Below are 21934 nucleotides of genomic sequence, written 5' to 3'. Positions count from 1 at the left end.
TTGTACAGTCGCCGGCCGGGCGCGCCCGGTGCGGTCCCGAACCCGCTTGAAGGGGAGGCCAGGTGCCCGGTTTCCAGACTGCACTGGCGAACGCGGCGGCGGCGTGCGACGCGGCCGCGGCACGGGCCGGGGCCGCCGCGCGGCGCCTCGGCGACGCCGCGTTCCAGACCCCTGTGGACCCCGCGCTCCTCGCCGCCGAGCGTCAGATATCCGACGCCGCGACCGCCTCGGCGCAGCAGCTCGGGGCCGATCCCGAACTCCTCCAGGCCGGACGCGTGGTCCTCCACGAGGGCCGCTCGATCCCGCTGCTCGTGCCGTTCGGCGCCCGCGGGCACCTCGCGACCTCCGTCGACGCCCGCGTCGAGGGCGTCGCGGCCCTGGTGCGGACCGCGGTCCTGCACGCGGTCGCCTCCCGCGAACCGAACGGGCTGCGGGTGGTCGGCATCGACACCGCCACCCTCGGGGCCACGTTCGCGGCCCTGCGCCCCCTCGCCGACGCGGGCGTCATCGAGGCGGTCGCCACCGACGCCCGGGCCGCCGCCGACGCCGTCGCCCGCGCCGAATCCCAAGTGGCCGACCACATCGCGGGCCGGCGCACCGACCGGCTCCTGCTCGTCGTCGCCTCCCTCGGCGACGCCCCGCGCACCCTCGTCGAACGCATCGACGCCCTCGCCAGATCCGGTCTCGCGCACGGGGTCACGGTCCTCGGCTGCGGCCTCCCCGACCTCCCGCAGGCGGCCGTCATGCACGCCGCCGGCGACCGCGTGGAGGTCACCAACCCGCCCGCGGCGCCGTTCGGCCGCGGCGACCGCCTCGCCGCGCCCGTGGCCTGGCCCGACGCCCCCGACCCGTCCTTCGTCGCCGGGGAGGCCGCGCGGCTCGCCGAGCGCGCCAAGGCCGCCGCGACCCTCTCGTTCGCCGACCTCATCCCGCCCGCCCCCGAGTCCGGCGACCCGGCCCGCGGCCTCGAAGTCCTCATCGGACGCGACGCCGCCGGGGAGGTGCGGCTGCGCTTCGACGACGCGACCCCGCACTGGCTCGTCGGCGGGCGCACCGGCGGCGGCAAGACCGTGTTCCTCCTCGACGTCCTCTACGGGCTCGCCTCCCGTTACGCCCCTTCCGATCTGGCGCTGTTCCTCCTCGACTTCAAGGAGGGCGTGTCGTTCACCGAGTTCATCCCGACCGAGCGCGACCCCAGCTTCATCCCGCACGCCCGCGCCGTCGGCGTCGAGTCCGACCGCGAGTACGGCCTCGCCGTCCTCAAGACCCTGAACGAGGAGATGACGCGGCGCTCCAACGTCATGAAGCGCTACGGCACCAACTCCTTCGCCGGACTCCGGCAGCACGAGGCGTACCCGCGGATCGTGTGCGTCGCCGACGAGTTCCAGGTGCTCCTGGCCGGGAACGACCGGGTCGCCTCCGAAGCCGTGGCGCTCCTGGAGAACCTGGCCCGCAAGGGCCGCTCCTACGGCGTCCACCTCGTGCTCGCCTCGCAGACGATCTCCGGCATCGAGGCCCTGTGGGCCAAGAAGGACTCGATCTTCGGGCAGTTCCCGATGCGCATCGCCCTCCCCGGCGCGCGCACCGTCCTCGAACCCAACAACGATGCCGCCGCGCGGATCTCGCTCGGGCAGGTCGTCGTCAACCCCGAGGGCGGCACCGCCGGGGCCGACCGCATCGCCCGCTTCCCCGACACCGACGCCGAGGTCATGCTGCGGCTGCGCGAACAGCTCGGGCGCGCCCACGCGGGCGTCGGCGCGCCCCGCGTCTTCTACGGCTACCGGCCCGTCCACCTCGCCGACACCCTGCCGGGCGAACGGCGACCGGGACGCGCGCTCCTGGGCCGCGAGGTGTCGCTCCACCTCGCCGCCGCCGGCGCCGACCTCGACCGGCGCCCCGGCCGCAACCTCGCCGTCCTCGGCTCCGACCCCGTCGGCGGCGAAGCCCTCGAAGCGGCCGTCGAAGCCCTCGCCGGCAACGGCGCCCAGGTGTGGGGCGCCGACTTCACCGGCCACGCCGACCTGCGCCGCACCAGCGCCCAGGTCGCCCCCGACGCGTTCGCGGCGCAGCTCGCGGCCGTCCCCGACGGCACCGTCCTCGCCGCGTGGGGCCTCGACGCCGCGGCCCTGGACACCAAGGGCCAGAAGGCCCTCCGCGACCTCCTGCGCACCGGCCCCGCCCGCGGGGTCCACCTCCTCGGCTGGTGGCGCAACCTCCGCCGCTTCACCGACGACATCGGCGGCTCCGCCGGACGCGAGGACGTCGCCTGCGCGCTCGTCCTCAACCTCCCCGGCAGCGAGATCATGGGCCACTTCGGGCCCCAGTTCCAGCACTGGAGCCCCCGGCCCGGACGCGCGCTCCTGGTCGACCGGCACGCCGACACCGCGGGCGGGCGGCTGATCGTCCCGTTCTCGCGCCCCGAAGGCCACGGGCCCGGCCCGCAGCGCAGCGGCGGCACCCCGAACGAGGCCACCGCGATCGAGAGGACCCGCCCGTGAGCGCCTTCGACGACTACCTCGCCCAACTCCGGCGCCTCGACGAGGCCCGCCGCACCGCCGACGAGGCCGCCGCGCGCACCGCCACCGTCGCCGAGACCCTCGGCCAGCGCACCCAGCGGATCGCCGAGCAGGCCGCCTCGCAGCGGGCCGCCGTGGACGAACTCGCCCGCGCCGCCCGCACCGCACCCCCGCAGCGCGCCGCCGCGCCCGCGCCCCTCGCCGACCCGAACGCCGAACTCGCCGCCGCCGAACAGGACCTGCACACGGCCGAGGCGGAACTCGAAGACGCCGAGTACCTGGCGCACCGGGCGCCGTGGCTGCCGCGCTGGAGAGCGGACGAGCGCAACGGGCTCGTCTACGGGGTGTTCGCGCTCGCCTGCGTCCTGGTGCAGCTCTTCGTGCTCCGGACCGTGCGCGCCGACGGGCCGCTCGGCGTGTTCGGGCTCGCCGCGATCCTCATCGCGACACCGCTCGCCGCGTTCTGCCTGGGCTGGCTCACGATCGGGGTCGCCTCGCGCCCGCGCATCGGCGACGAGCACGCGAAGCTGGAGCGGAACTTCCGCCTCGGGCTCGTCCTGTGCGGCTCGACGCTGATCGTCGCGTGCCTCGGGTTCTTCAGTTAACGCGCGGCCTTGCGGCGCTTGAGGAGATACACCAGCCCGACGACCGGGAGCACCAGCGGCACGTACCCGTAGCCCGACCCGAAGTGGGACCACACCGACGGCTCGGGGAACCAGTCCGGGTCCGCGAAGCTCAAGGCCCCCACCGCGACCACGCCGGCCAGCTCGATCCCGACCGCGACCAGCGCGGTCCGGGCCGCGCCGCGGATGATCGCCACGGCCGCCACCAGGTAGATCGCGGCGGCGACGGCGCTCAGCGTGAAGCTCAGCGGCGCGTCCGCGAACTTGGTCGCCACCTGGTAGCCCGCGCGGGCCCCCGCGGAGACCGCGAAGACCACGTACACGAGCACGATGAGGCGGCCGAAGCCGTCCGCGAGCGTCCGCGGGGCCCGCGCCTGCGGTTCAGCCGACATGGATCTGGAACTCCCAGATCTGGTGGATGCGCAGCAGCAGCGCCGCGACGACGACGCCGGAGGCCGCGGCCGTCCCGATCCCCCACCGGCTGCGGTCGATCGAACCCCAGAACAGCGCCGCCACCGGCACCAGCAGCGCCGTCACCAGGTACGAGAAGAACAGGCCCGCGCCGGAGCCGTCCTCGCCCGGCACGATCGCGATCCCGGCGACGAGCTGCGCGAGCACGAACGCCTCCAGGACGGCGACGCCGACGACATGGCGGCGGCCCACCCGCTGCGAGCGCGCCGTCTCCACGAAGAACCAGGCGCTCATCGCCAGCGCGGCGGCCTGGGCGGCGAGGTACAGCCATTCGATCACGCACCCGACGCTAATACAGGTCCCCGGGCGCGGATCCGGGGCCGGACCGCGAAGTGGCCCGGCGCCCGGCGCCGCGTCCGCGGGAGCGGTCCCGTGTCCGCCACCGCGGCTAGACTTCGCTGCATGGCAGACCTGACCCACGTGGACTCCAGCGGCGCGGCCCGGATGGTGGACGTGTCCGGCAAGGACGTGTCCCAGCGCTCGGCCCTGGCCACCGGGAGGCTCCGGACCACACCGGAAGTGGTCGCCGCCCTGCGCGAGAACTCCCTGGCCAAGGGCGACGCGCTCGCCACCGCCCGCATCGCGGGCATCATGGCCGCGAAGCGCACGCCCGACCTGGTGCCCCTGTGCCACCCGATCGCGATCAGCGGCGTGAAGGTCGAGCTGACGGTCACCGACGAGGGCGTGGACATCGCCGCCCGCGTCAAGACCGCCGACCGCACCGGCGTCGAGATGGAGGCGCTGACGGCCGTGTCCGTCGCGGGCCTCACCCTCGTCGACATGGTCAAGGCCGTCGACCCGGCCGCCGTCATCACCGACGTCCGGGTCGAGGAGAAGCTCGGCGGGAAGACCGGCGCATGGCGGCGCTGAAGGCCACCGTGGTCGTCGCCTCGAACCGGGCGGCCGACGGGGTTTACGAGGACGAGTCCGGGCCCATCCTGGCCGAGGGGTTCCGCGCCTGCGGGTTCGACGTGACCGGCCCGGTCGTCGTCCACGACGGCGAGGAGGTCGGGGACGCGCTCCGGGCGGCCGTGGCCGCCGGCGCCGACCTGGTCGTCACCTCCGGCGGGACCGGCCTGACGACGCACGACCTGACCCCGGAGGAGACCAGCCGGGTCGTGGACTTCGAGGTCCCCGGGATCGCCGAGGCGATCCGCGCGGTCGGCCTCGCGAAGACCCCGCACGCGGCGCTCTCGCGCGGGATCGCCGGGGTCTCGGCCAGGACACTGATCGTGAACCTCGCCGGTTCGCGCGGCGCCGCGAAGGACGGCCTCTCCGTGCTCACGGCGAGGTTCGTGGAGCACGCCGTGGCGCAGCTGCACGACGGCGACCATGAGAGGAACGCATGACCGACCCGATCGCCTGGGACCAGGCCCGCGAGACCGCTTGGGCCGCAGGCTACGACGCGAAGCCGGCCCCCGCCGAGCTGTCGTTCGACGAGGCCGCCGGCTCGGCGCTCGCCGCACCGCTCGTGGCCGTGTCGGACCTGCCCGCGTTCCCGACCTCCGCGGTCGACGGCTGGGCCGTCGCCGGGCCGGGCCCGTGGCGCACCGGCGGCGAAGTCCTCGCCGGGCACGTCCCCGACGCCATCGGACCCGGTGCGGCCGTGACGATCGCGACCGGCGCGCAGGTCCCCGAGGGCACCGACGGCGTCATCCGGCTCGAGAGCGGCACCGTCGAGGACGGCTTCGTCACCGGCCCGCACGCGCGCGAATGGCGCGAGGCCGGGGAGGAGGCCCGCGGCGGCGAGGAGCTGCTGCCCGCGGGCACGCCCGTCACCCCGCCGGTGATCGGCCTCGCCGCCGCGGCCGGGCACCTGACGCTGCCCGCGCACGGGCGCCCGCGCGCCCGGGTCGTGGTCTTCGGCGACGAGCTGCTCACCAGCGGCGTCTCCGGGAAGGGCCGCATCCGCGACGCGCTCGGCCCGATGGTCCCCCACCTGCTCACCGCCGCGGGCGCCGACGCCGGGCCGAGCATCGGCCCGGTCGAGGACACCCTCGAAGCCCACGTCGCGGCCCTGCGCGAAGCCCTGAACGACGCCGACCTGGTGTGCACCACCGGCGGCACCATGGTCGGCCCGGTCGACCACCTGCACGCCGCGCTCGCCGAGATCGGCGCCGAGTACGTGCTCAACACCGTCGCCGTCCGCCCGGGTTTCCCGATGCTCCTGGCGCGCACCGCGGACGGCAAATTCGTGGCCGGGCTCCCCGGCAACCCGCAGTCGGCCGTGATCGCGGTCGTCACCGTCGTCGCACCGCTGCTGGCGGGCCTGCGCGGCCTGCCGCTGCCGCCACTGCGCACGGTCGAACTCGCCGAGGACGTGCCGGGCCGCGGCTCGTTCACGCACCTCGCGCTGGTCGACCCGGCCGGGCGCCGGCTCGCGCACCACGGCTCGGCGATGCTCCGCGGCCTCGCGGGCGCGGCCGGGTTCGCCGTGGTCCCCCCGAATGCGGAGGCCGCGGCCGGGAGCACGGTCGGCCTCGCGACGGTCCCTGGCGTGTGGCAGTGAGCAGGATTCGGCGATGAACGGAGTACGGCGATGGGCAATCCGGTGATCCGGGCGTGGGTCGTGGACGCCCCGCTCGATGTGCAGGAGCACGAGCGGACGGCGGCCTCCGCCGAGGCCGGCGCGGTCGTCTCGTTCGCCGGGGTGGTCCGCAACCACGACCACGGCCGCGGGGTGCTGTCGCTCTCCTACGAGGGCCACCCGTCCGCGGGCGAGGAGCTGCGGCGGATCGCCGAGGAGTTCGCGGCGCGGCCCGGGGTGCGCGGCGTGGTCGTCTCGCACCGGGTCGGCGACCTCGCGATCGGCGACCCGGCGCTGGTGGCGGCCGTGGCCGCCGAGCACCGCAAGGAGGCGTTCGACGCCTGCGCCGACCTCGTGGACGCGGTCAAGGCGCGCCTGGCGATCTGGAAGCACCAGTTCTTCGACGACGGCACCGACGAATGGGTGAACTGTCCCTGAGGAGGCAGAAGCACTGTCGAGTGGGTGAACTGTCCCTGAGGAGGCAGAGGCACTGTCGCAGGTAGCACTGCCGAGAAGGTGAACTGTCCCTGAGCCGAAGGAAATCCCGCCCGCTCAGGGAGGCGGTCAGCTCTCGGTCTTCCCGCCGTCGCCCGCCTGCTTCTTGCGGCCCAAGGTCTTCACCAGCACGACACCGCCCACGACGATGATGAGCAGGCCCAGCAGGATCGCCGCCAGTGCGGCGCCCGCGTTCGAGTCCTCGTCCTCCGCCGCGGCGGCGGTGGTCTCCTCGGTCGTCTCCGTCGGCTCCTCGGAGGTCGCGGCGGCGCTCTCGGTGGTCTCTGCCGCCGGCTCCGAACCGGGCGCGTACAGGCCCTCGGGGATCGACTCGACCGTGAACTCGACCGCGTCGTCGATGCGGTGGCCGTCCTCGGAGATGACCCGGAACGCCACGGTGTAGGTGCCCGGCTCGGTGTACAGCATCGGCTGCGTGAACGTGTCGCCGTCGAACACCGGGTCGGCCACGGCGACGACCGCGCCGGACGGGTCGGTCACGGCGATCTCGGTGGAGGGCCCGTCGAGGTTCTCCGAGAACGTCGCCGAGACCTCGGCGGGCGCCTCGGCCAGGGTCGCGCCGTCCTCGGGGTCGGTGCCGGTGAGCGCGGCGTGCGCGGAGGCGGGGGCGGCGAGTCCCAGCGACAGGGCCCCTCCTGCCAGGGCGGCCAGCGCGAGCGCGGCGCCGCCTTTGATTCGGGTCGTCTGCATTCGGCTATGGTGCCACGGCGGGATCGGTTCCCCGGTGGGGGAATCGTCACACCGCCCACCCGGGGGCAAGGTGCGATCACGCACCGTCACTGAGGCGCGCGGAAATGGCCCGGTTGGCGGAGATAGTACCGCTCACCCTCGTGTTGACGATCGCCGGAAGTTGTGGTGTGCTTACGTCCATGGTTGAACCGATCCGATGGGGAATCCTGGCGACCGGCGGAATCGCATCGACCTTTGTGGAAGATCTTGCCCTCCTCGACGATTGCCGCGTCACCGCTGTGGCCTCTCGATCGGCGGAGCGCGCCGCCGCGTTCGCCAAGAAGTACGACATCCCTCACGCCCTGGACTCCGTCCAGGCGCTCGCGGCGAGCGACGAGGTGGACATCGTCTACGTCGCGACCCCGCACTCCCATCACTACCTGCCGACGCTCCGGTTGCTGGAGGCCGGCAAGCACGTGCTGTGCGAGAAGGCGTTCGCGTACAACGCCGCCCAGACCCGGACGATGTTCGACGTCGCCCGCGAGCACCAGCGGTTCCTCATGGAGGCCATGTGGACCCGCTGCAACCCGGCGATCCGGGAGATGCGGCGGGCGATCAAGGAGGGCATGATCGGCGAGGTCGTGTCCGTGAACGGGAACTTCGCGATCTCCGGCGACATCCCGCCCTCGCACCGCCTGCGCAACCCGGAGCTCGCCGGCGGCGCCCTGCTCGACCTGGGCGTGTACCCGGTGACGCTGGCGCACCTGGCGCTCGGCGTCCCCGAGTCGGTGTCGGCCGAGGCCGTCATGGACGCGGTCACCGGCGTCGACGCGCAGACCGCGATCACCCTGAAGTACCCGAACGCGATCGCGCAGCTCTCCTGCTCCTACCGGGGCGGGGCGGCGAACGAGGTCACGATCGCGGGCACCGAGGGCCGGATCGAGCTGCACGACTACGCGTACCGGCCGAGCGGGTACACGCTGGTGCGGTACGACGGGGGCTCGCGCGAGTTCGAGGCGCCCTACGTCGGGCACGGCTACGTCCACGAGGCCCTGGAAGTGCACCGGGCGCTGCGGCAGGGCCGGCTGGAGTCGACGCTGGTGCCGCCGCAGAGCACGATCGAGGTCATGGAGATCCTCGACGCGGTGCGCGAGCGGATCGGCCTGCGCTACCCCGGCGAGACCCACCCGAAGCAGTCGTAGGAGGTCGCGCGGGGCTCCCCCGCGCGACGCCCTAGTACTCGATCGACTTCTGCGCCTCGGCGCGCTTGGCGGCGATGGCGGCGTGCTTCTCGCGCAGCCAGGCGACGCGCGTCTCGGCGTTCTCGATCGCGGTGTCCTCGGCCTGCTCCACGACGACGCCGCGGGAGGCGGCCTCCTCGCGGAAGATCGTGTCGAGGTTCGGCAGGAGCGCCATGACGGGGCCGGTGAAGTACCCGGTCGCAGCCTCCTTCGTGAAGATCCAGCCCTTGTACTCGATCTCGCAGACGACCTGGCGGCGCCCGGCCTCGGGGTCGCGGATGGCGAGGTCGGCGACCATGGCCCAGAGGGTGAAGATCGCGGAGGTGGCCTTCTCGGAGACCCAGCCGCGGCCCGGGACGGGCGGCAGCAGGTTCTCGATGGTCTCGGTGAACGTGTCGGTCGAGAGCTTCTGGAGGATCCCGTCGAGGGACCGGGTCCGGATGGCCTTCACCTTGTGCCACTTGGCGGTGCCGCCGTCGAAGCCGACCTCCTTGGGGCCGATGTCGATGGTCCCGAAGTTGTCGAGCAGGCCCAGGAGCATCCCTGTGCCCGTGGGGGGCTTGGCGCCGGAGGTGATGAGCTTAGCGAGGCTCCACTGCCAGTCCTCCTGGACGGGCCGGGCGGGGAGCGGGAGGCGGGCGAGGAGTTCTTCGAAGTCGCCTTCCTTGAACGCGGACTTGGTGTTCACGGCGAGGTCCTTGGCGGCGTCGCGCTTCTGCACGGCGAAGCCGGTGGCGGCGTCCACCCTGCCCTTGGCGAAACCGGTCGCGGCGTCGCGCTTCTCGCGGGCGCTCTCGACGCCGACGTCGACGACCATCTTCCCGGCGTCCTGCGCGCGCTGCTTCATCTGCTCCAGGCGGTCTTTCATTCCCATGCGAGCAAGATACCGGGGAGGGGCAACGGCCGGCGGCCCTGCGGCGGGGCCCGGGGCCCGGTGCCGCAGGGGCGCTAGCGGTCGAGGTTGTCGCGGGCGCGGTCGCGCAGGTGCTCGGGGACGTCCCGGTTCACCATGCCCATGACGTCGATGCGGTCGCCGACGAGGGACTGGGCCATCTGCGCCATCTTGAGCGCGTGGGTGGCGGTCGCCTCCTCGATGAGGGCGATGATGGTGGGGGCCAGGGACTGGCGCATGCGCATCGCGTACTCGTCGATGCCGATCTCGGCGACCTTGCCCTCGGCGTCGAGCTTGACGCGGATGCGGCCGTCCTCGGAGCGGACCTCGACGGCCTCGGCGCCGAGCCGCTCGCTGAGCTCGTTGAACTTCGCGAGCATCGACTCGGCCTCGGCCTGCATCTGCTCCAGGCGGCGCATCATCGCCTCGGGGTCGCGGTCGCTCATCGGGGCTCCTCGGTGTCGATGTGGGCGAGGCCCGGGCCGCCGAGGTCGTCGGGGGTCAGGGGCACGCCCATGATGGCGCCGACGCGCTCGGCGAGGTCGGCCTGCGTGCGGCGGTCGGCTTCGCGGATGGTCGCGACGATGAGCTCGCCGAGCTCGACGCCGGACATCTGGTACGCGCTCATGCGCAGGTCCAGCTCCTTGACGTTGCCGGCGGCGCCGGTCACCACGCGGACCGCGCCGTCCTCGCTGACGGCCTCGCCTTCGAGTTCGACGGCGAGGCGCTCGATGTCCTCGGCTCTGCGGCGCATCTCCTCGGCCGGATCATCCGGCATGGCGCTCTCCTCCCGGGCAGGTGCGGCCGGTGGGTCGGCCGCCACATCACACGATGCTAACGGCATGCCGCTCGCTCGGGTTGCGGGTGGGAACGGATGCGCCGCGAGCGGCTTCTGCGGCGGTTCGCCACGGCCGTGGCGGGCGGGGATGCGAAGCGGCGCAACGCGGGCCCCTCACTGGTGGCGGCGGCGGAAGTCGATCCCGGAGCCGTCGGCGAACCGCACCCGCTTGTAGAGCCCGGCGGGCTTGGACCGGCGCAGGATCCTGGTGCGCCGCACCCGGTCCACGTCGCCCTCGTAGGTGTACGCGCTGTCGCGGACCTCGGCGACCGTGTCGACCGGGACGGGCCCGGGGAACTCCTGCTCCGGTCCCGAACCGCTCCAGAACCTCCCGCTCACGCGCCCGCGCGGGGCCACGAACGCGACGCGCCGGTTGGTGAACACCCACCAGCCGCGCCGCCGCAGCCCCGGCGTCACGAGCCTCCCGGCGAGGGAGTCCCTTCCCTTGCCGTGCAGGACGACCGCGGGGCCCTTCGTCTTCGGGCTCCCGCTCTCGCCACCGCCGCCGCCCAGGCCGTCGGCGAGAACGATCAGCACGATGAGCACGACGACCGACCCGACGATCCACAGCAGCACCAGCCCGGTGGTCTTGAGGATCCGGGCCCCGAGCTGGTCGGCGGGCCACGGCGGCTTCGGGATGCCGTCCAAGGCCGGGAGCCTCCACACCGCGGCGGCCTCGATCAGGCGCTCGTCGGGTTCGAGCCAGCCCGCCCCGAGGACGCGCGCCGCGTCGCGGGTGAGGTCGACCGCCGGGTCCGCCACCGGTCAGCTCCCGAATTCCTGGAGGATCCGGTTGAGCTCGGCCGCGGCCTCGTCGTCGGCGGCCTGGTAGTCGGCCGCGGTGCCGCGCAACTGGATCGCGGAGCCGCCGAGCGCCCCCTCGATCGCGGTGATCGCCTCGGCCAGGCCCTCGGTGTTGTCCCGGTACGCCTCCTCGAACCCGAACGCGCCCGTCAGGCCCCAGGTCATCTGCGCGACCGAGGCCTCCTGCGCGACGTTCTGGATCGAACCCGCGTTCGTCGCGAGGCCGTCGAAGCTGCCCGCGGTGGTCTCCAGCGACGCGAGGTCCACCGTCACCGGCGCGCCGGTCGCACCGCTGGTGTCGGCCATCGCCCCGGCGATCGCGTTCTTCCCCGCACCCTTCGCCGTGTTCTGCGCGGTGCCCCGGCCCTGGAGCAGGCCCGTGCCGGCCTTGACGCCGACGTTCTTGAGGACCCCGAGCCACAGGCCCTTGCCCGCCAGCTCGAAGCCGTTCGCGGGGTTGATGCCGCGGAACGGGTTCTTGCCCAGGAACTTCAGCATGACCGTGGCGAGCTTCGAGAACACCTTGACGCTCTTCTGCACCCACTGCATCGCGCGCGTGAACATCGCGAAGCCCTTCGCGGCCGCGCCGAGGATGAACGTCGCCACCGACGCCCCGAACGACCACGCGCTGTTCGCCAACGCGATCAGACCGCGCGTCACCAGCCACGACAGCAGCTCGGCCACGATCGAGCGGATGCACCCCTCGATCGCCTCGGCGAGCGCCTGCGCCCACCCGAGCAGCGTCTGGACGCTCAGCGCCTCCTGCGAGGCGGCCATGATCGCGGCCTCGATCGCGTTGAGCTGGTTGTACCCGGCGTCGGCCGCCTGCCCGGACCAGCCGGTGAGGTTGCCGCGCACCGCGTCGCCCGTCTCGCCGCTCAGCGCGCCGAGCGCCTCGCCGACCTGGCCCCAGACCTCGCCCTGGCGGGCCATCTCGTCCTTGTCGCCCGCGACGGAGTCCATGAGCTCCTGGAGCGGGTCGATGAGCTCGATGAGGAACCCCAGGCCCGCGTTGACCAGCGCGTAGATCGGGTCGCGGACGGCCAGCAGGCCCTGCATCGCGATCCCGGCGATGTCGCCGGGGATGCCCGCGGCCGACGAGAGCCGGTCGTCGCCCGCGACGGTGCCGTAGATGTTCTCGGCGAGACTCGTCGCCGAACCGACCACCGGGGTCGAGTTGACGGCGCGCCGGAAGTCCCCCGGCGCTTCGGGGGTCCCGTACTGGGTGATGTCAGAGCCGTACTGATCCGACATGCGAACTCCTCTGGACAGGGGGCGTGAGGGGGCGCGGGCGGGGGCCGGCCGCGGCGCCGTCGTTCCACGCTAGCGCACCGTCGCCAGACCGGCGCCCACGCGCAGGCGCCATCGCGTGGCGCCGTGTCACTATGATGTGGAATCGGACGGTTCGGACCGAGCCCAGACGGGCCGCCGCCCGGCAATGAGCGACCGGCACTGGTACCCCCCGGAGTGATGCCCCATGCCATGGATCGACGTCGACCCCCAGGCGCTGCGCGACGCCGCCTCCCAGATCAAGGACACCGCCGGGGAGGTGCAGGCCGTCGCCGACTACGCCCGCGAGTCCGACCCCGACTGGTGGACGTGGGGCCTCGGCGGCATCCCCTTCGCCGGCCTCTACTTCGGGGTCGCCGAAGGGATCTTCCACCCCTCCCTCGAAGACGCCCGCACCGCCGTCGAGGGCCTGGCCGCCCGCCTCGAGGAATGCGCGCAGGCGCACGACGACAACGACGCCGGCATCGCCGCCGACCTCGAGAAGATCGCCGCCGACCTCGGGCGGGACCGATGACCGACGTCCGCGAACCCACCTGGGACGACGGCCCGCTCCCCGAGCAGACCGCAACGAACGACTGGACCCCCGGCGCCCAGGAGACCTACGACGCCGTGGCGGGCAAGGGATCCCGCACCGCCGACTCCGGCGACCCCCACTCCGGGCTCCACCAGTGGGCGAACTCGGTACTCGCCGGCAGCGGCAACGACACCCGCGTCAACCGGGCCGGCGACGCCGTCGGCACCGACACGCGCGTCAGCGGCCGCGACACCGACGGCGGCCTCCTCTACAACGCCCGGTCCCAGCACGGCAACACCGGCATGAACATGCTCCACAGCGCCACCGCGCCCATCACCGCCGGGCTGAACACGTACACGAACTTCTCCAAGATCGAGGGCCTCAACGACTGGGACGGCATCGCCAGTGCCGTCACCGGCCTCGCCGGGGACCTCACCTCCGTCATGGACATGGCCCAGCAGTACGCGGCGTTCGTCGAAGGCGTCACCGACCCGAAGTTCGACCCCGTCCAATGGCTCGCCGGCACCCTCCTCGACTTCCTCATCCAGCTCTTCCAGCCCCTCGAAGACCTCGTCGGGCTCGTCTCCGGCAACGAGTCGCGCATGCGCAAGTCCGCCGAGATGTGGGTCAAGGTCGCCGACGGCTGCCAGCAGGTCGGCGACTACATCACCGAGACCGGCGGCGCCGCGCTCGCCGACTGGACCGGCGCCGACGGCGACGCCGCCCGCGGCAGCGTCGGCGAGATGGGCCGCGCCGTGTCGACCATGGGCTTCGTCGCGGTCGGCATGAACGCGCTCCTCACGCAGATGGGCGACCTCGCGAAGATGCTCCGCCAGGACATCGTCGACCTCATGGCCAAGGGCGTCTCCTGGATGCTCTCGGCGCTCCTCCCCCAGGTCGCCGCGTCAGTCGCCACCTTCGGCGCCGGGCTCGCCACGGCCATCGCCACCGGCGTCGCCAAGATCGCCTCGATGGTGATGAGCGCGTTGCGGTCCATCGCGCAGGTCCTGCGGATCTCCACGGCCGCAGGCAAGGTCGTCGGCACCATCGCCGAGGTCCTCCAGAGGATCCGGCCCGTCCTCGACTTCCTCAAGGACCACCGGAACGCCATCGTCACCACCACCAGGACGGCCCAGCAGGCGGTCCAATGAACTGGGCCTGGCTCCGCGCCCTCGGCACCGTCTACGCGGCGCCGTACGAGATCGCGCGCCACCCGCTCGGCGACCACGCGCTCCAGCCGCACGAGTACTACGCGGCCGGAAGGAACCTGCGCCGCACCAGGCTCCGGCTCCGCGACGGCCCCGCACTTCTCGCCCCCGCCAAGGGCGGCACCGGGAACGGCGTGCTCGTCTTCGAATCCGACCTGCTCGGCCCCGTGGTCGGCGCAGAGGACACGCGCCCGTTCACCCCGGTCCTGCTCATCGACGGCGAACCCGCCGCCACGGGCTTCGGCCGCGCCGACCTCCTCCTCGCACCCGGCCCGCACCTGGTCGAACTCCAGTCCGGCGCCTCGGCCGGATACTGGCCCGTCGACCTCCCGCCCGGCGGCACGGTGCGCCTCACCGGCTTCACCCGCCAGCGCCTCCACCCCGCGGGCGGCGCCCCGGCTCTGCTCCGCAGCCTGTTCCTGATCCCGACCGCGGCCGCACCGGCACGGCTCGGACGCCGGTTCACCATGTACGCCAGCCTCATCGGCGCGCTGGTGGGGTTCCTCGCGCTCGCACTGCCACTCGCGGACGCGGCACTCGGGAAGACACCGGGGCTGCTGCTGGCCGGGGGTGCCGCACTCGCGGGCGCGATCGCAGGATCTCTGCTGGCCAAGGGTATCGAACGCCTCGTGCTGCGAGCCGCCGAGCGGCGCCTGGCGGGCGGCGTGCGGACCGCGACCCACCGCCCGACCGCGTTCCCCGGCGGCTCATGGCGACCGGTCGACCCGCGCGACACCACGGCCCCGCGGACCGGCGAGGGCATGGCCGCCCTGCGGCTCACCCTCGCCTACGTCCAGACTCCGCACGCCTTCGACCCCGGTCGCGGGTCGCGCCCGCCGCTCCGGCGGCGCTGGCGCATGGGGGAAGAGGTGCCGGTGCGAGTGGTCGGCCCGAACCGCTACGACCCGCGGCGCCCGGTCGACGAGACCGACGAGGCGAAGGCGGCAGGCAAGCGCCGCAGCCGGTTCGGCGAGACGTACCCGCCCGAGGTCCGGCCCTGGGTCGCGGCACCGGTCGTGCGCATCGACGGCGAACCCGTGCCTTCACTCTGGGGCGTCAACGAGTACCGGCTCCAGCCGGGCCGCCACCGCATCGCGGTCGAGATCCCGCCGCCACCCGAGTTGCTTGCGGGAGAACGGACCGAAGTCGAACTGGAGCCGGGTTTGGTCCGAACCGTCGATCTCAGCCTCGACGGGACTGCCTCGATCGAAGCGGTGGCCTTCATCGAGATCACTTCCGACGCCGAAGGCCAGCAGCTCACCCGGTACCTGGGTTCGTTCTCCGAGAACTGAGATGCCGTGCTGAGGGACCTTGGGAGGGCATGGTGTTCGAGAACTGAAAAGACCGGGCCGGAGGCGTTCGCCTCCGGCCCGGTCTCAGGTCTTGCTACGCGTACGGGTCCTCGTTCTCGTTCCCGATGCCCCACACGTCGTCGTCCTCGGTGAGCCAGGTGCCGGTCTCCTGACCGTCCTCGCCCACGCCGCCCATGCCGCGGCCGCCACCGGCGCCCATCATGCCGCCGGCCATACCGCCACGACCCATGCCACCGGCACCAGCGCCGCGCCCCATGCCGCCGGGTCCACGACCACCGGCACCACGACCGCCACCGACACCACCGGCTCCACGACCGGCGCCGCCGGCGCCCATCATGCCGCCCATGCCGCCTGCACCGACGCCGCCGCCAATGCCGCCACCGGCACCGCCGCCGAGGCCGCCGCCTCCGAGACCGGCACCGCCGCCGGGGCCGAGGCCACCGCCGCCGATACCACCACCGAGGCCGCCACCACCGCCACCGGCGAGACCACCCGAAGGCAGGTCGTCAGGGTCGGGAGAAGTCGGCTCCCACGGGTTGTCGTCGAGGTCGCCGGGGCCGGGGATGTCGCTGTTACCGGGCAGATCGCCGTTCCCAGGGAGGTCCGGGTTGCCCGTGTCCGTGTCCGGCAGGTTCGGCGACGGGGGCGACACCGGCTTCATGCCGCCCGGGGGCTTCATGTCGCCGAGGCCGGGAGGCGCGCCGCCGCCACCAGGAGGAGCCCCGCCGCCGTCGAGACCACCGGGCGGCTCGACGTCGCCCTTGTTGAACGTCGTCGGCTCCGACTGCACCGCTTCGGGCTTGATCTCGGAGACCGCCATGTTGGTGTTGCTGGTGCGGTCGGTGATGTCCTCGTTGACGATCGACGCCTGCTCCTGGAGCTGGTCCTGGCCGTCGGTGCCGAGGTCGTCGGTGGCCCGCTTCGCGTACTCGTCGGCGCGCGTCTTGGCGAGCTCCTCGCCGCGCAGGCCGTCCTCCTCGTAGTCGGGGTACTGGTTCGTGTGGTCCTTGTACATGTTGTAGATGCGTTCGCGCTCTTCTTGCACCTCGTCGACGATGTTGCTGTCGAACCCGGCCCACTCCATCGCCACCTTGGTCTCGTCGTCGGCGAAGACCTCGCACGACGGGAAGTAAGGGGGGCGGATGTGGATCTTGTGCGAGCAGGCGGCCGCATCCTCGAGGTGGAATTTCGGCGAGGGGTAAGGGCACTCGTCCCCGCCCTGCTGGTTGAGGATGTCGGTGGCCTTGTCCTCGAGGTTCTTGACGGCGCCGCCGCCACCGCCTTCGCCCTCGATGTCCTTCAGCACCTTGTTGCAGTTCTTGATGACGGTCTGGACCTGCTCCTCGAAGGCGTCGTAGTCGGCGCCCTCCCATTCTCCGGAGAGCGCGGTGAGGCCGGCCTGGAGGTCTTCGGGGACCGCGACGAACGTGCCGGCGAGGTCCTTCCACTTCTGGCTGATCACGAGGATCGCGTGGTCGTCGGGGTTGCTGGGGCGGAGCGAGGCGACGAGCGACTGGACCGACTGGCCGTCGGGCAGGGCGTAGCCCTCGATATCGCGGGAGGGCCGGATGTTCGCCGTCGCCCCGGCGCCCTTGGGCACCGCCGACATCAGTTTGAGCCACGCTTCCTCAGCGGGGTCCACCGTCTTGTTGGTGCATTCGCCGAGGCTGCAGGTGGGGGTCTTCATCAACTGGTTGATCCGGGCCTGGATCGCGGAGTTGGCCATTCCCTCCTGGGCGTCGCCGTACTCTTCCTTCTCGAATTCGTCTGCCATGGCTAGAGTCCGTTCTCTTTCTTGGCGAGGAGGTCCGCGTAGGTCGGCGGCAGGTACTCGTTCAGGACCCAGTCCGTGAACTCCTGGTCGGTGAAGGGGTAGACCGGGTCCTCGCCGGCGACGACCGCCGGGTCGTTCGAGTAGTCGATGAACACGTAGATCACGATGTCGCCCTTGCGGGCGATGGCGTCCATGAGGAAGCCGTCGGCCGACCTGCCTGCGTAGTAGTAGGTCTCGTCCCAGTCGCCCTCGAACTCGCCTTCCTGCACGTCCGAGTACTCGGTGCCGCCGGTCTCGAGGGCGGTCTTCAGCTGCTCGACGCGGGTCTGGAAGTTCTCCGTCGCTTCGGAGTCGGAGTCCCACGGGGCCACGCCGACGTCGATGTTCGCGGTCCCCGGGATGTCCCGGTCCGCGGTCGCCTCGTTGTCCTGGTGGAAGACCGCGAGCTCTGCGAGCACGGCGCCGCAGTTGAACGCCTCGCCGTCCATGCCGCTGGGAATGTCGCTGGAGGTGAGTCCGTTCGAACCCCAGTCGGTGACGCCCATGTAGTCGTGGATGGCCTGGATGTCCCCGAGTGCCGGGCACCCGTCCCATTCGGCCATCACGCTGTACGAGCCGGAACCGGAACTGTCGGAGTCCGAGTCGCCGTTCCCGGACGACCCGGGAAGCTCGTCGCCGCCGCACCCGGACAGCAGCAGCCCGGCCGCACCGACCGCCGCGAAGCCCTTGATCAGGGTCAGTTTTCGGGTCACGTCAATAGATCCTCTCTGTCGGTCGCCCGGTTGCCGGCTGACCACTGTTACAGCTGAGCGTCGAAGTTCTGGCCGCTGACGTCGTCGGAGTCCTCGTGGCCCTTGGCCGCCTCGTCGAGGGTGGTGACGATCCCATCGAGCGACTCACGAAGCGCCTGGAGGTTGTTCCAGGTGGTCTCGTGGAAGGTCTGGTACGTGGTGCGGGCGGCTTCGGAGCCGTCGAGCATGCCGAAGGCGGGCAGCTTGCCGAGGGGCTGGCCGTTGCGGAGCTGCGAGATGATCTCGTCTTCGAGCTTGTCCAGCTGCGCCTGTACCGTTCGCTGGTACGTACGCAGCGCTTCTGGGTCGACGTTCGGCATCGCATTCCCTGTCTGTGAGTTCAGTACCTGCGGTACGGTCCCCCGACATGCGGTCGGACTCCTTCGCGCGAGGGCGCGAGCGGGGCGGTGCGGAGTCGGCGCGCTGCCATGCGTCCTTCGGGGGGATTACGCGGGTCTCGACGGTAAGTTCACGGTTCAGGTTAGCAGGGGTGTGCAAACCGTGCGCCTTTGAACAACCGGTCCATCACGCACCGTGACCGTGCCTCGCAATGCGTGGAAATCAGGCGTAAAGGTCGTCGCCGTCGGTGAGTCGGAGCAGGTCGGCGGCGGTCTGCTGGTCGACGACGCCGCCGTTGTCGATGGCCGACTGCAGGCCCGCGCGGAGCCCGTGGAGGGTGCCGCGGAGGTACTGGAGGTTGCGCCAGGTGGTGGCGTGGAACTCGGCGTACTCGACGGCGGCGTGCTCGCCCGCGCCGGGCGCGGTGCCGAAGGCGGGGGCCTTCTTCAGGGCGCCGTCGCGCAGGGACGGGATGACGTCGTTCTCGAGCTCGTCGATGAGATCGCCGAGGAACTGCCGGTAGCGTTCGAGCGCGGCGGGGTCGAAGGCGCGGACGGCCATGCGGGGGCTCCTTGTCTCGGTGCGGGGTCTCGGTGCGGGCCTAGGCGTACGGGTCGTCGTCTTCGTCGACGTAGCCCCACATGTTCGCGTCCTCGACCAGGTCGACGTCGGGTTCGCGTTCCTTGTCCTCCATCGGCCGCTGCCCGGCCGCTCCGCCCGGGCCGCCCATGACCAGGGCGCTTCCGCGCGGTCCGGTCGACGACGCTCCTGCGGTGCCGACCGCGGCGGTCGCGCCGATCGCCGCTCCCGCCACCGAAACGGTCCCTGCGGTGGTCGTCGCCGCAGGTGCGGCCGAGGCCGCCCCGCCCGCGGCACCTCCCCCGTACACGGTTCTCGTGCTTCCCGTCCCGCCGCTGGCGAGGCCGCCGCTCGGGGCGTCCTCGTCGTCGGCCTCGATGTCGGGCTCGTCGGCCTCCGCCGGGGGTTCGCCGGCGGGCGGTTCGAGGGACGGGTCCTCGGTGGCCTGGGGCGCAGCGGTACCGGCGGGCTGGTCCATGGGCGGGGGTTCGAGGTCCATGTACGCGGGGTCGGCGGCGTCCGGGTAGTCCTTGTCGCTGCGGACGGTGCGGACCGAGCGGTCCTCGGCGTCGGTGTCGGCGCTGCGCTGGGCGATGTCGTCGTCGATCGCGGCGTGGCGGGCGTCGTAGGCGCCCCAGCTCTGGTCGACGAGGGTCCCGTAGTGCTCGGCGGCGTCGGCGACCGCGAGCTCCTTGGCCTCCTCGACGGTGAGGCCCTTGGCCGGGTCGAGCCCTTCGCGCTCGATGGTGACGGGGCTGGAGTAGTGGTCGATGTAGTGGAGGATGCGCTCGTCGATGTAGTCGATGATCTCGGTGGCGAGCTCGGGGTCGCCGCCGCCGAGGGCGAGCACGTGCTCGGCGTCCTGGCAGGTGTACTGGATGCAGTCGCCGTGCCACCAGGCCGGGCGCAGGTGCACGGACACCCAGCTGTGCCAGTCGCCGTCGATCCAGAACTGCGGTGCGGGATAGGGGATCTCGCCGGAGTCGCCGCCTTGGATCGCGTACAGCGCGTCCTCGGTGACCTGGAGGCTCGCGACGGTCCCGTCGACGTCGTCGAGGAGGTCCTCGACGAGTTCGCGGGTCTGGCCGCAGGCGGCCTCGAACGACTCGAAGTCGGTGCCCGACCAGCCTTCGGCGAGGTCGGCGAGGCCGGAGCGGATCTGGTCGGACCAGTCGGCGAGGCGCCCGGAGACGTCCTCGGTCCAGGCGGTGCGCAGCCGCTGGAGCGAGTGCGCGTCGGCGTGCTCGGGGCGGACCGCGGCGACGGCGGCGCGGAAGTCGGCCTCGGTCGGGTACGACATCGCGGACTCCTTGGGCCGCAACCGGTACAGCTGCCGCTCGACCGGGACGGCCGACACGAGCCGCTGCCAGCCCTCCTCCGCGGGGTGCACCGCGGCGTTGCCGCACTCGGGGTTCGAGCAGCCGGGCCGCGCGGTCGCGAGGTCCGGCCGGGTCTCGACCGCGCCCGGGGGTTCCGCGGTCCCGAAGGCGGGTGCCGCGGCGGCCGGGGCGGCGGCGTCGAGGCCCTGGTAGGACTCGTTGTCGCTCATCGATACTCACCTCGCGAGGGGGACGGGTGGCGGTTCCCCCTCACCGTACCAACTGCGACGCCCTCGCGACAGCACCGAGAATGCGGCGCCTACCGGGCCCGGCGGCGGAAGACCAGCACGGCGAGCAGGACGGGGAGCACCAGGAAGGCGACCACGGCCACGACGGGCGCCAGGTGCTCGCCGGTGCCGGTGCCGGCCGTCCAGGCCCTCGTCCCGCCCCACCAGTCCGGATGCAGCGCAGCGGGTCCGACGAGGAACGCGTCGAGCTCCTCGCCCTCGGTGCACCGGCCGTCGACCTCGATGTCGACCGCGGTCGCGGGCCCGCCGCCGTCGGGGGTGAACTCCCCGGTGCAGACCTCGTCCCCGCCGCCGGAGACACCTGCTTTCTCGACCACTGCGGTCCCGTGGGTCCCGCCGCCGCCGGCCGCGGACCGGAACTCCAGGTACCGGACCCCGGTGACCGCCAGCGCGAGCAGCGGGACCAGGACGAAGAGCGCGGCGACGGTCCGCCTGACGGCACGGGGGTTAAGCGCCATTCGATCGTCTCGGGGTTGGTGAACCGGTCGGGCGCGTGGTCCTCCCACAGGTTGAGGAGGGAGTCGGGGATGCCGAGCGCGGGGCCGCCGCCTTCGAAGAGCGCGCCGGTCTCGCCGTCGCCCTTGTAGGTCGGGAAGATCGCCGAGACGCCTTGGAAGACGTGCATGGCGTCGGTGACGCCGGCGTGGCGCCCGCCGGGGGTCATGGTGGCGACGTTGATGCCGTAGACCAGGAACCCTTCGAGCATGTTCGCGAGCCCGGCCCCGGCGATGTCGAGCGGGTCGACGGGGTTCCCCTGGACCTTCTGGAACCCGAAGGTGACGGCGGTGAGGCCGCCGGTGAGGGCGGCGCAGCCGGTGGAGACGGCGATGAGGTACGCCTCGATGCTCTTCATGGAGGCGACGAGGCTGGTGGCGACGGCCTGGGCGCTGGCCATGATCGCGGGGGCGCCGGGGGCGGTGAGGACGCCCGCGAGCGCGGCGAGGTAGGCGGCGAGGAACGCGTCCATGACGATGGTGCAGGCGGTGAGGAACAGCCAGTAGACGGTGAGCATCACCGAGAACGCCAGGAGCTGGGCGCCGATGAGGAACGCGGTGACGGCGAGCTGCTGGAGCTGGGACTTGACGTTCCCGGCGGCCTCGCGGAAGGCGTCGGCGTCGTCGCCCTTCCAGTTGCCGTCGTTGACGGTGTCGACCTCGGCCTGGAGTTCTTCAGCGGCCTCCATGTTCTTCTCGGCGAGGGAGACCCAGGCGCCGGCGGCCTTGAGGATGTCGCCGGGGTTGCACTGATTGAGGTAGATGCTGGTGGCCATGGCCTGGACGGCGAGGCCGAAGACCACGGCCGGGGGCGCGATGGCGACCGCGCAGGACTTGATGACGCCGTTGTAGTACGGCGACATCTCCTCCCCGGCCTCGTAGAGGCTCTGCCCGGTACTCATGCGGCGCCT

24 protein-coding genes are annotated in these 21934 nt (G+C 72.5%); 10 read left to right on the top strand and 14 right to left on the bottom strand.

Annotated elements, in window-relative coordinates:
* The first annotated feature begins 62 nt into the window (after positions 1-62).
* Positions 63-2498: an FtsK/SpoIIIE domain-containing protein gene (locus tag BLS99_RS15635; RefSeq protein WP_091051722.1), complete on the top strand. Its 2436-nt coding sequence runs from the start codon at positions 63-65 to the stop codon at positions 2496-2498.
* Positions 2495-3121 (top strand): hypothetical protein, encoded by a 627-nt coding sequence (locus BLS99_RS15630; RefSeq protein WP_091051719.1) that lies wholly within the window; start codon positions 2495-2497, stop codon positions 3119-3121. Before BLS99_RS15635 ends, BLS99_RS15630 begins: the two co-directional genes overlap by 4 nt.
* Here BLS99_RS15630 and BLS99_RS15625 read toward each other — a convergent pair.
* Positions 3118-3531 (bottom strand): hypothetical protein, encoded by a 414-nt coding sequence (locus tag BLS99_RS15625; RefSeq protein ID WP_091051717.1) that lies wholly within the window; start codon positions 3529-3531, stop codon positions 3118-3120. The genes BLS99_RS15630 and BLS99_RS15625 overlap by 4 nt on opposite strands.
* Entirely contained in the window at positions 3521-3889 is a 369-nt protein-coding gene (locus BLS99_RS15620) for a hypothetical protein (RefSeq protein ID WP_091051714.1), read from the bottom strand. Before BLS99_RS15620 ends, BLS99_RS15625 begins: the two co-directional genes overlap by 11 nt.
* A 123-nt stretch (positions 3890-4012) precedes the next feature.
* Here BLS99_RS15620 and moaC point away from each other — a divergent pair, with 123 nt between their 5' ends.
* Genes moaC through BLS99_RS15600 form a run of 4 tightly spaced genes read left to right on the top strand, consistent with a single transcriptional unit; the run spans position 4013 to position 6575 of the window.
* Positions 4013-4480: a cyclic pyranopterin monophosphate synthase MoaC gene (gene moaC / locus BLS99_RS15615; RefSeq protein ID WP_091051711.1), complete on the top strand. Its 468-nt coding sequence runs from the start codon at positions 4013-4015 to the stop codon at positions 4478-4480.
* Complete coding sequence (locus BLS99_RS15610) at positions 4468-4959, top strand: MogA/MoaB family molybdenum cofactor biosynthesis protein (protein ID WP_091051708.1); 492 nt, start codon at positions 4468-4470, stop codon at positions 4957-4959. The genes moaC and BLS99_RS15610 overlap by 13 nt, the downstream gene beginning before the upstream one ends.
* Positions 4956-6119 carry a molybdopterin molybdotransferase MoeA gene (locus BLS99_RS15605; protein WP_091051704.1) on the top strand — a complete coding sequence of 388 codons (1164 nt, stop codon included), beginning with the start codon at positions 4956-4958 and terminating at the stop codon, positions 6117-6119. The genes BLS99_RS15610 and BLS99_RS15605 overlap by 4 nt, the downstream gene beginning before the upstream one ends.
* 30 nt (positions 6120-6149) lie before the next feature.
* Positions 6150-6575, top strand: a complete 426-nt coding sequence (locus BLS99_RS15600) for a molybdenum cofactor biosynthesis protein MoaE (protein WP_091051701.1) — start codon at positions 6150-6152, stop codon at positions 6573-6575.
* 126 nt (positions 6576-6701) lie between these two features.
* Here the strand turns inward: BLS99_RS15600 and BLS99_RS15595 are convergent, their stop codons facing one another.
* Positions 6702-7340 carry a copper resistance CopC family protein gene (locus BLS99_RS15595; RefSeq protein ID WP_091051698.1) on the bottom strand — a complete coding sequence of 213 codons (639 nt, stop codon included), beginning with the start codon at positions 7338-7340 and terminating at the stop codon, positions 6702-6704.
* A 179-nt stretch (positions 7341-7519) separates the two neighbouring features.
* Between BLS99_RS15595 and BLS99_RS15590 the strand changes: the two genes are divergently transcribed.
* Entirely contained in the window at positions 7520-8521 is a 1002-nt protein-coding gene (locus tag BLS99_RS15590) for a Gfo/Idh/MocA family protein (protein ID WP_091051694.1), read from the top strand.
* A gap of 31 nt (positions 8522-8552) precedes the next feature.
* Here BLS99_RS15590 and BLS99_RS15585 read toward each other — a convergent pair whose 3' ends face one another.
* From BLS99_RS15585 to BLS99_RS15565, 5 genes are all read right to left on the bottom strand, one after another.
* Positions 8553-9434: a hypothetical protein gene (locus BLS99_RS15585; protein ID WP_143034830.1), complete on the bottom strand. Its 882-nt coding sequence runs from the start codon at positions 9432-9434 to the stop codon at positions 8553-8555.
* A gap of 74 nt (positions 9435-9508) precedes the next feature.
* Positions 9509-9898, bottom strand: a complete 390-nt coding sequence (locus BLS99_RS15580; RefSeq protein WP_091051685.1) for a YbaB/EbfC family nucleoid-associated protein — start codon at positions 9896-9898, stop codon at positions 9509-9511.
* Positions 9895-10230: a YbaB/EbfC family nucleoid-associated protein gene (locus tag BLS99_RS15575; RefSeq protein WP_176953384.1), complete on the bottom strand. Its 336-nt coding sequence runs from the start codon at positions 10228-10230 to the stop codon at positions 9895-9897. Before BLS99_RS15575 ends, BLS99_RS15580 begins: the two co-directional genes overlap by 4 nt.
* Positions 10231-10404: 174 nt before the next feature.
* Positions 10405-11052, bottom strand: a complete 648-nt coding sequence (locus BLS99_RS15570; protein WP_091051680.1) for a hypothetical protein — start codon at positions 11050-11052, stop codon at positions 10405-10407.
* Between the two features lie 3 nt (positions 11053-11055).
* Positions 11056-12348, bottom strand: coding sequence for a hypothetical protein (locus tag BLS99_RS15565; protein WP_091051676.1), 1293 nt, complete (start codon positions 12346-12348; stop codon positions 11056-11058).
* Between the two features lie 223 nt (positions 12349-12571).
* On the opposite strand from BLS99_RS15565, the gene BLS99_RS15560 reads away from it, so the two are divergent.
* The 3 genes from BLS99_RS15560 to BLS99_RS15550 are packed head-to-tail and all read left to right on the top strand — an operon-like array spanning position 12572 to position 15398.
* Positions 12572-12898 (top strand): type VII secretion target, encoded by a 327-nt coding sequence (locus BLS99_RS15560; RefSeq protein ID WP_091051672.1) that lies wholly within the window; start codon positions 12572-12574, stop codon positions 12896-12898.
* A complete protein-coding gene (locus tag BLS99_RS15555) occupies positions 12895-14049 on the top strand; it encodes a WXG100-like domain-containing protein (RefSeq protein WP_091051669.1) in 1155 nt (384 codons plus the stop codon). Before BLS99_RS15560 ends, BLS99_RS15555 begins: the two co-directional genes overlap by 4 nt.
* The gene (locus BLS99_RS15550; RefSeq protein WP_091051667.1) at positions 14046-15398 is read left to right on the top strand and encodes a hypothetical protein; all 1353 of its coding nucleotides are present in this window, start codon (positions 14046-14048) and stop codon (positions 15396-15398) included. Before BLS99_RS15555 ends, BLS99_RS15550 begins: the two co-directional genes overlap by 4 nt.
* A 94-nt stretch (positions 15399-15492) precedes the next feature.
* On the opposite strand, the gene BLS99_RS25750 is transcribed toward BLS99_RS15550, so the two are convergent.
* From BLS99_RS25750 to BLS99_RS15520, 6 genes are all read right to left on the bottom strand, one after another.
* Positions 15493-17193: a hypothetical protein gene (locus BLS99_RS25750; protein WP_143034829.1), complete on the bottom strand. Its 1701-nt coding sequence runs from the start codon at positions 17191-17193 to the stop codon at positions 15493-15495.
* Between the two features lie 2 nt (positions 17194-17195).
* Positions 17196-17945 (bottom strand): hypothetical protein, encoded by a 750-nt coding sequence (locus tag BLS99_RS15540; RefSeq protein ID WP_091051665.1) that lies wholly within the window; start codon positions 17943-17945, stop codon positions 17196-17198.
* A 47-nt stretch (positions 17946-17992) separates the two neighbouring features.
* A complete protein-coding gene (locus BLS99_RS15535; RefSeq protein ID WP_091051662.1) occupies positions 17993-18304 on the bottom strand; it encodes a hypothetical protein in 312 nt (103 codons plus the stop codon).
* A 241-nt stretch (positions 18305-18545) separates the two neighbouring features.
* On the bottom strand, positions 18546-18884 hold the full coding sequence (locus BLS99_RS15530) for a hypothetical protein (protein WP_091051660.1): 339 nt from the start codon (positions 18882-18884) through the stop codon (positions 18546-18548).
* Between the two features lie 40 nt (positions 18885-18924).
* Complete coding sequence (locus BLS99_RS15525; protein WP_091051658.1) at positions 18925-20451, bottom strand: hypothetical protein; 1527 nt, start codon at positions 20449-20451, stop codon at positions 18925-18927.
* 40 nt (positions 20452-20491) lie between these two features.
* A complete protein-coding gene (locus tag BLS99_RS15520; RefSeq protein WP_091051656.1) occupies positions 20492-21925 on the bottom strand; it encodes a WXG100 family type VII secretion target in 1434 nt (477 codons plus the stop codon).
* Between the last annotated feature and the right edge of the window lie 9 nt (positions 21926-21934).

Source organism: Glycomyces sambucus, assembly GCF_900102815.1.
GTDB classification, from domain to species: Bacteria; Actinomycetota; Actinomycetes; order Mycobacteriales; family Micromonosporaceae; genus Glycomyces; species Glycomyces sambucus.
Note: the sequence above shows the minus strand (reverse complement) of the source record. Positions and strands in the feature narration are given on the sequence as shown.

Coding starts and splice junctions, on each gene's coding strand:
- BLS99_RS15560 (WP_091051672.1), top strand. CDS start 12,572: ATGCCATGGATCGACGTCGACCCCCAGGCGCTGCGCGACGCCGCCTCC.
- BLS99_RS15550 (WP_091051667.1), top strand. CDS start 14,046: ATGAACTGGGCCTGGCTCCGCGCCCTCGGCACCGTCTACGCGGCGCCG.
- BLS99_RS15625 (WP_091051717.1), bottom strand. CDS start 3,531: ATGTCGGCTGAACCGCAGGCGCGGGCCCCGCGGACGCTCGCGGACGGC.
- BLS99_RS15520 (WP_091051656.1), bottom strand. CDS start 21,925: ATGAGTACCGGGCAGAGCCTCTACGAGGCCGGGGAGGAGATGTCGCCG.
- BLS99_RS15525 (WP_091051658.1), bottom strand. CDS start 20,451: ATGAGCGACAACGAGTCCTACCAGGGCCTCGACGCCGCCGCCCCGGCC.
- BLS99_RS15610 (WP_091051708.1), top strand. CDS start 4,468: ATGGCGGCGCTGAAGGCCACCGTGGTCGTCGCCTCGAACCGGGCGGCC.
- BLS99_RS15595 (WP_091051698.1), bottom strand. CDS start 7,340: ATGCAGACGACCCGAATCAAAGGCGGCGCCGCGCTCGCGCTGGCCGCC.
- BLS99_RS15555 (WP_091051669.1), top strand. CDS start 12,895: ATGACCGACGTCCGCGAACCCACCTGGGACGACGGCCCGCTCCCCGAG.
- BLS99_RS15580 (WP_091051685.1), bottom strand. CDS start 9,898: ATGAGCGACCGCGACCCCGAGGCGATGATGCGCCGCCTGGAGCAGATG.
- BLS99_RS15585 (WP_143034830.1), bottom strand. CDS start 9,434: ATGGGAATGAAAGACCGCCTGGAGCAGATGAAGCAGCGCGCGCAGGAC.
- BLS99_RS15590 (WP_091051694.1), top strand. CDS start 7,520: ATGGTTGAACCGATCCGATGGGGAATCCTGGCGACCGGCGGAATCGCA.
- BLS99_RS25750 (WP_143034829.1), bottom strand. CDS start 17,193: ATGGCAGACGAATTCGAGAAGGAAGAGTACGGCGACGCCCAGGAGGGA.
- BLS99_RS15530 (WP_091051660.1), bottom strand. CDS start 18,884: ATGGCCGTCCGCGCCTTCGACCCCGCCGCGCTCGAACGCTACCGGCAG.
- BLS99_RS15575 (WP_176953384.1), bottom strand. CDS start 10,230: ATGCCGGATGATCCGGCCGAGGAGATGCGCCGCAGAGCCGAGGACATC.
- moaC (WP_091051711.1), top strand. CDS start 4,013: ATGGCAGACCTGACCCACGTGGACTCCAGCGGCGCGGCCCGGATGGTG.
- BLS99_RS15605 (WP_091051704.1), top strand. CDS start 4,956: ATGACCGACCCGATCGCCTGGGACCAGGCCCGCGAGACCGCTTGGGCC.
- BLS99_RS15535 (WP_091051662.1), bottom strand. CDS start 18,304: ATGCCGAACGTCGACCCAGAAGCGCTGCGTACGTACCAGCGAACGGTA.
- BLS99_RS15600 (WP_091051701.1), top strand. CDS start 6,150: ATGGGCAATCCGGTGATCCGGGCGTGGGTCGTGGACGCCCCGCTCGAT.
- BLS99_RS15565 (WP_091051676.1), bottom strand. CDS start 12,348: ATGTCGGATCAGTACGGCTCTGACATCACCCAGTACGGGACCCCCGAA.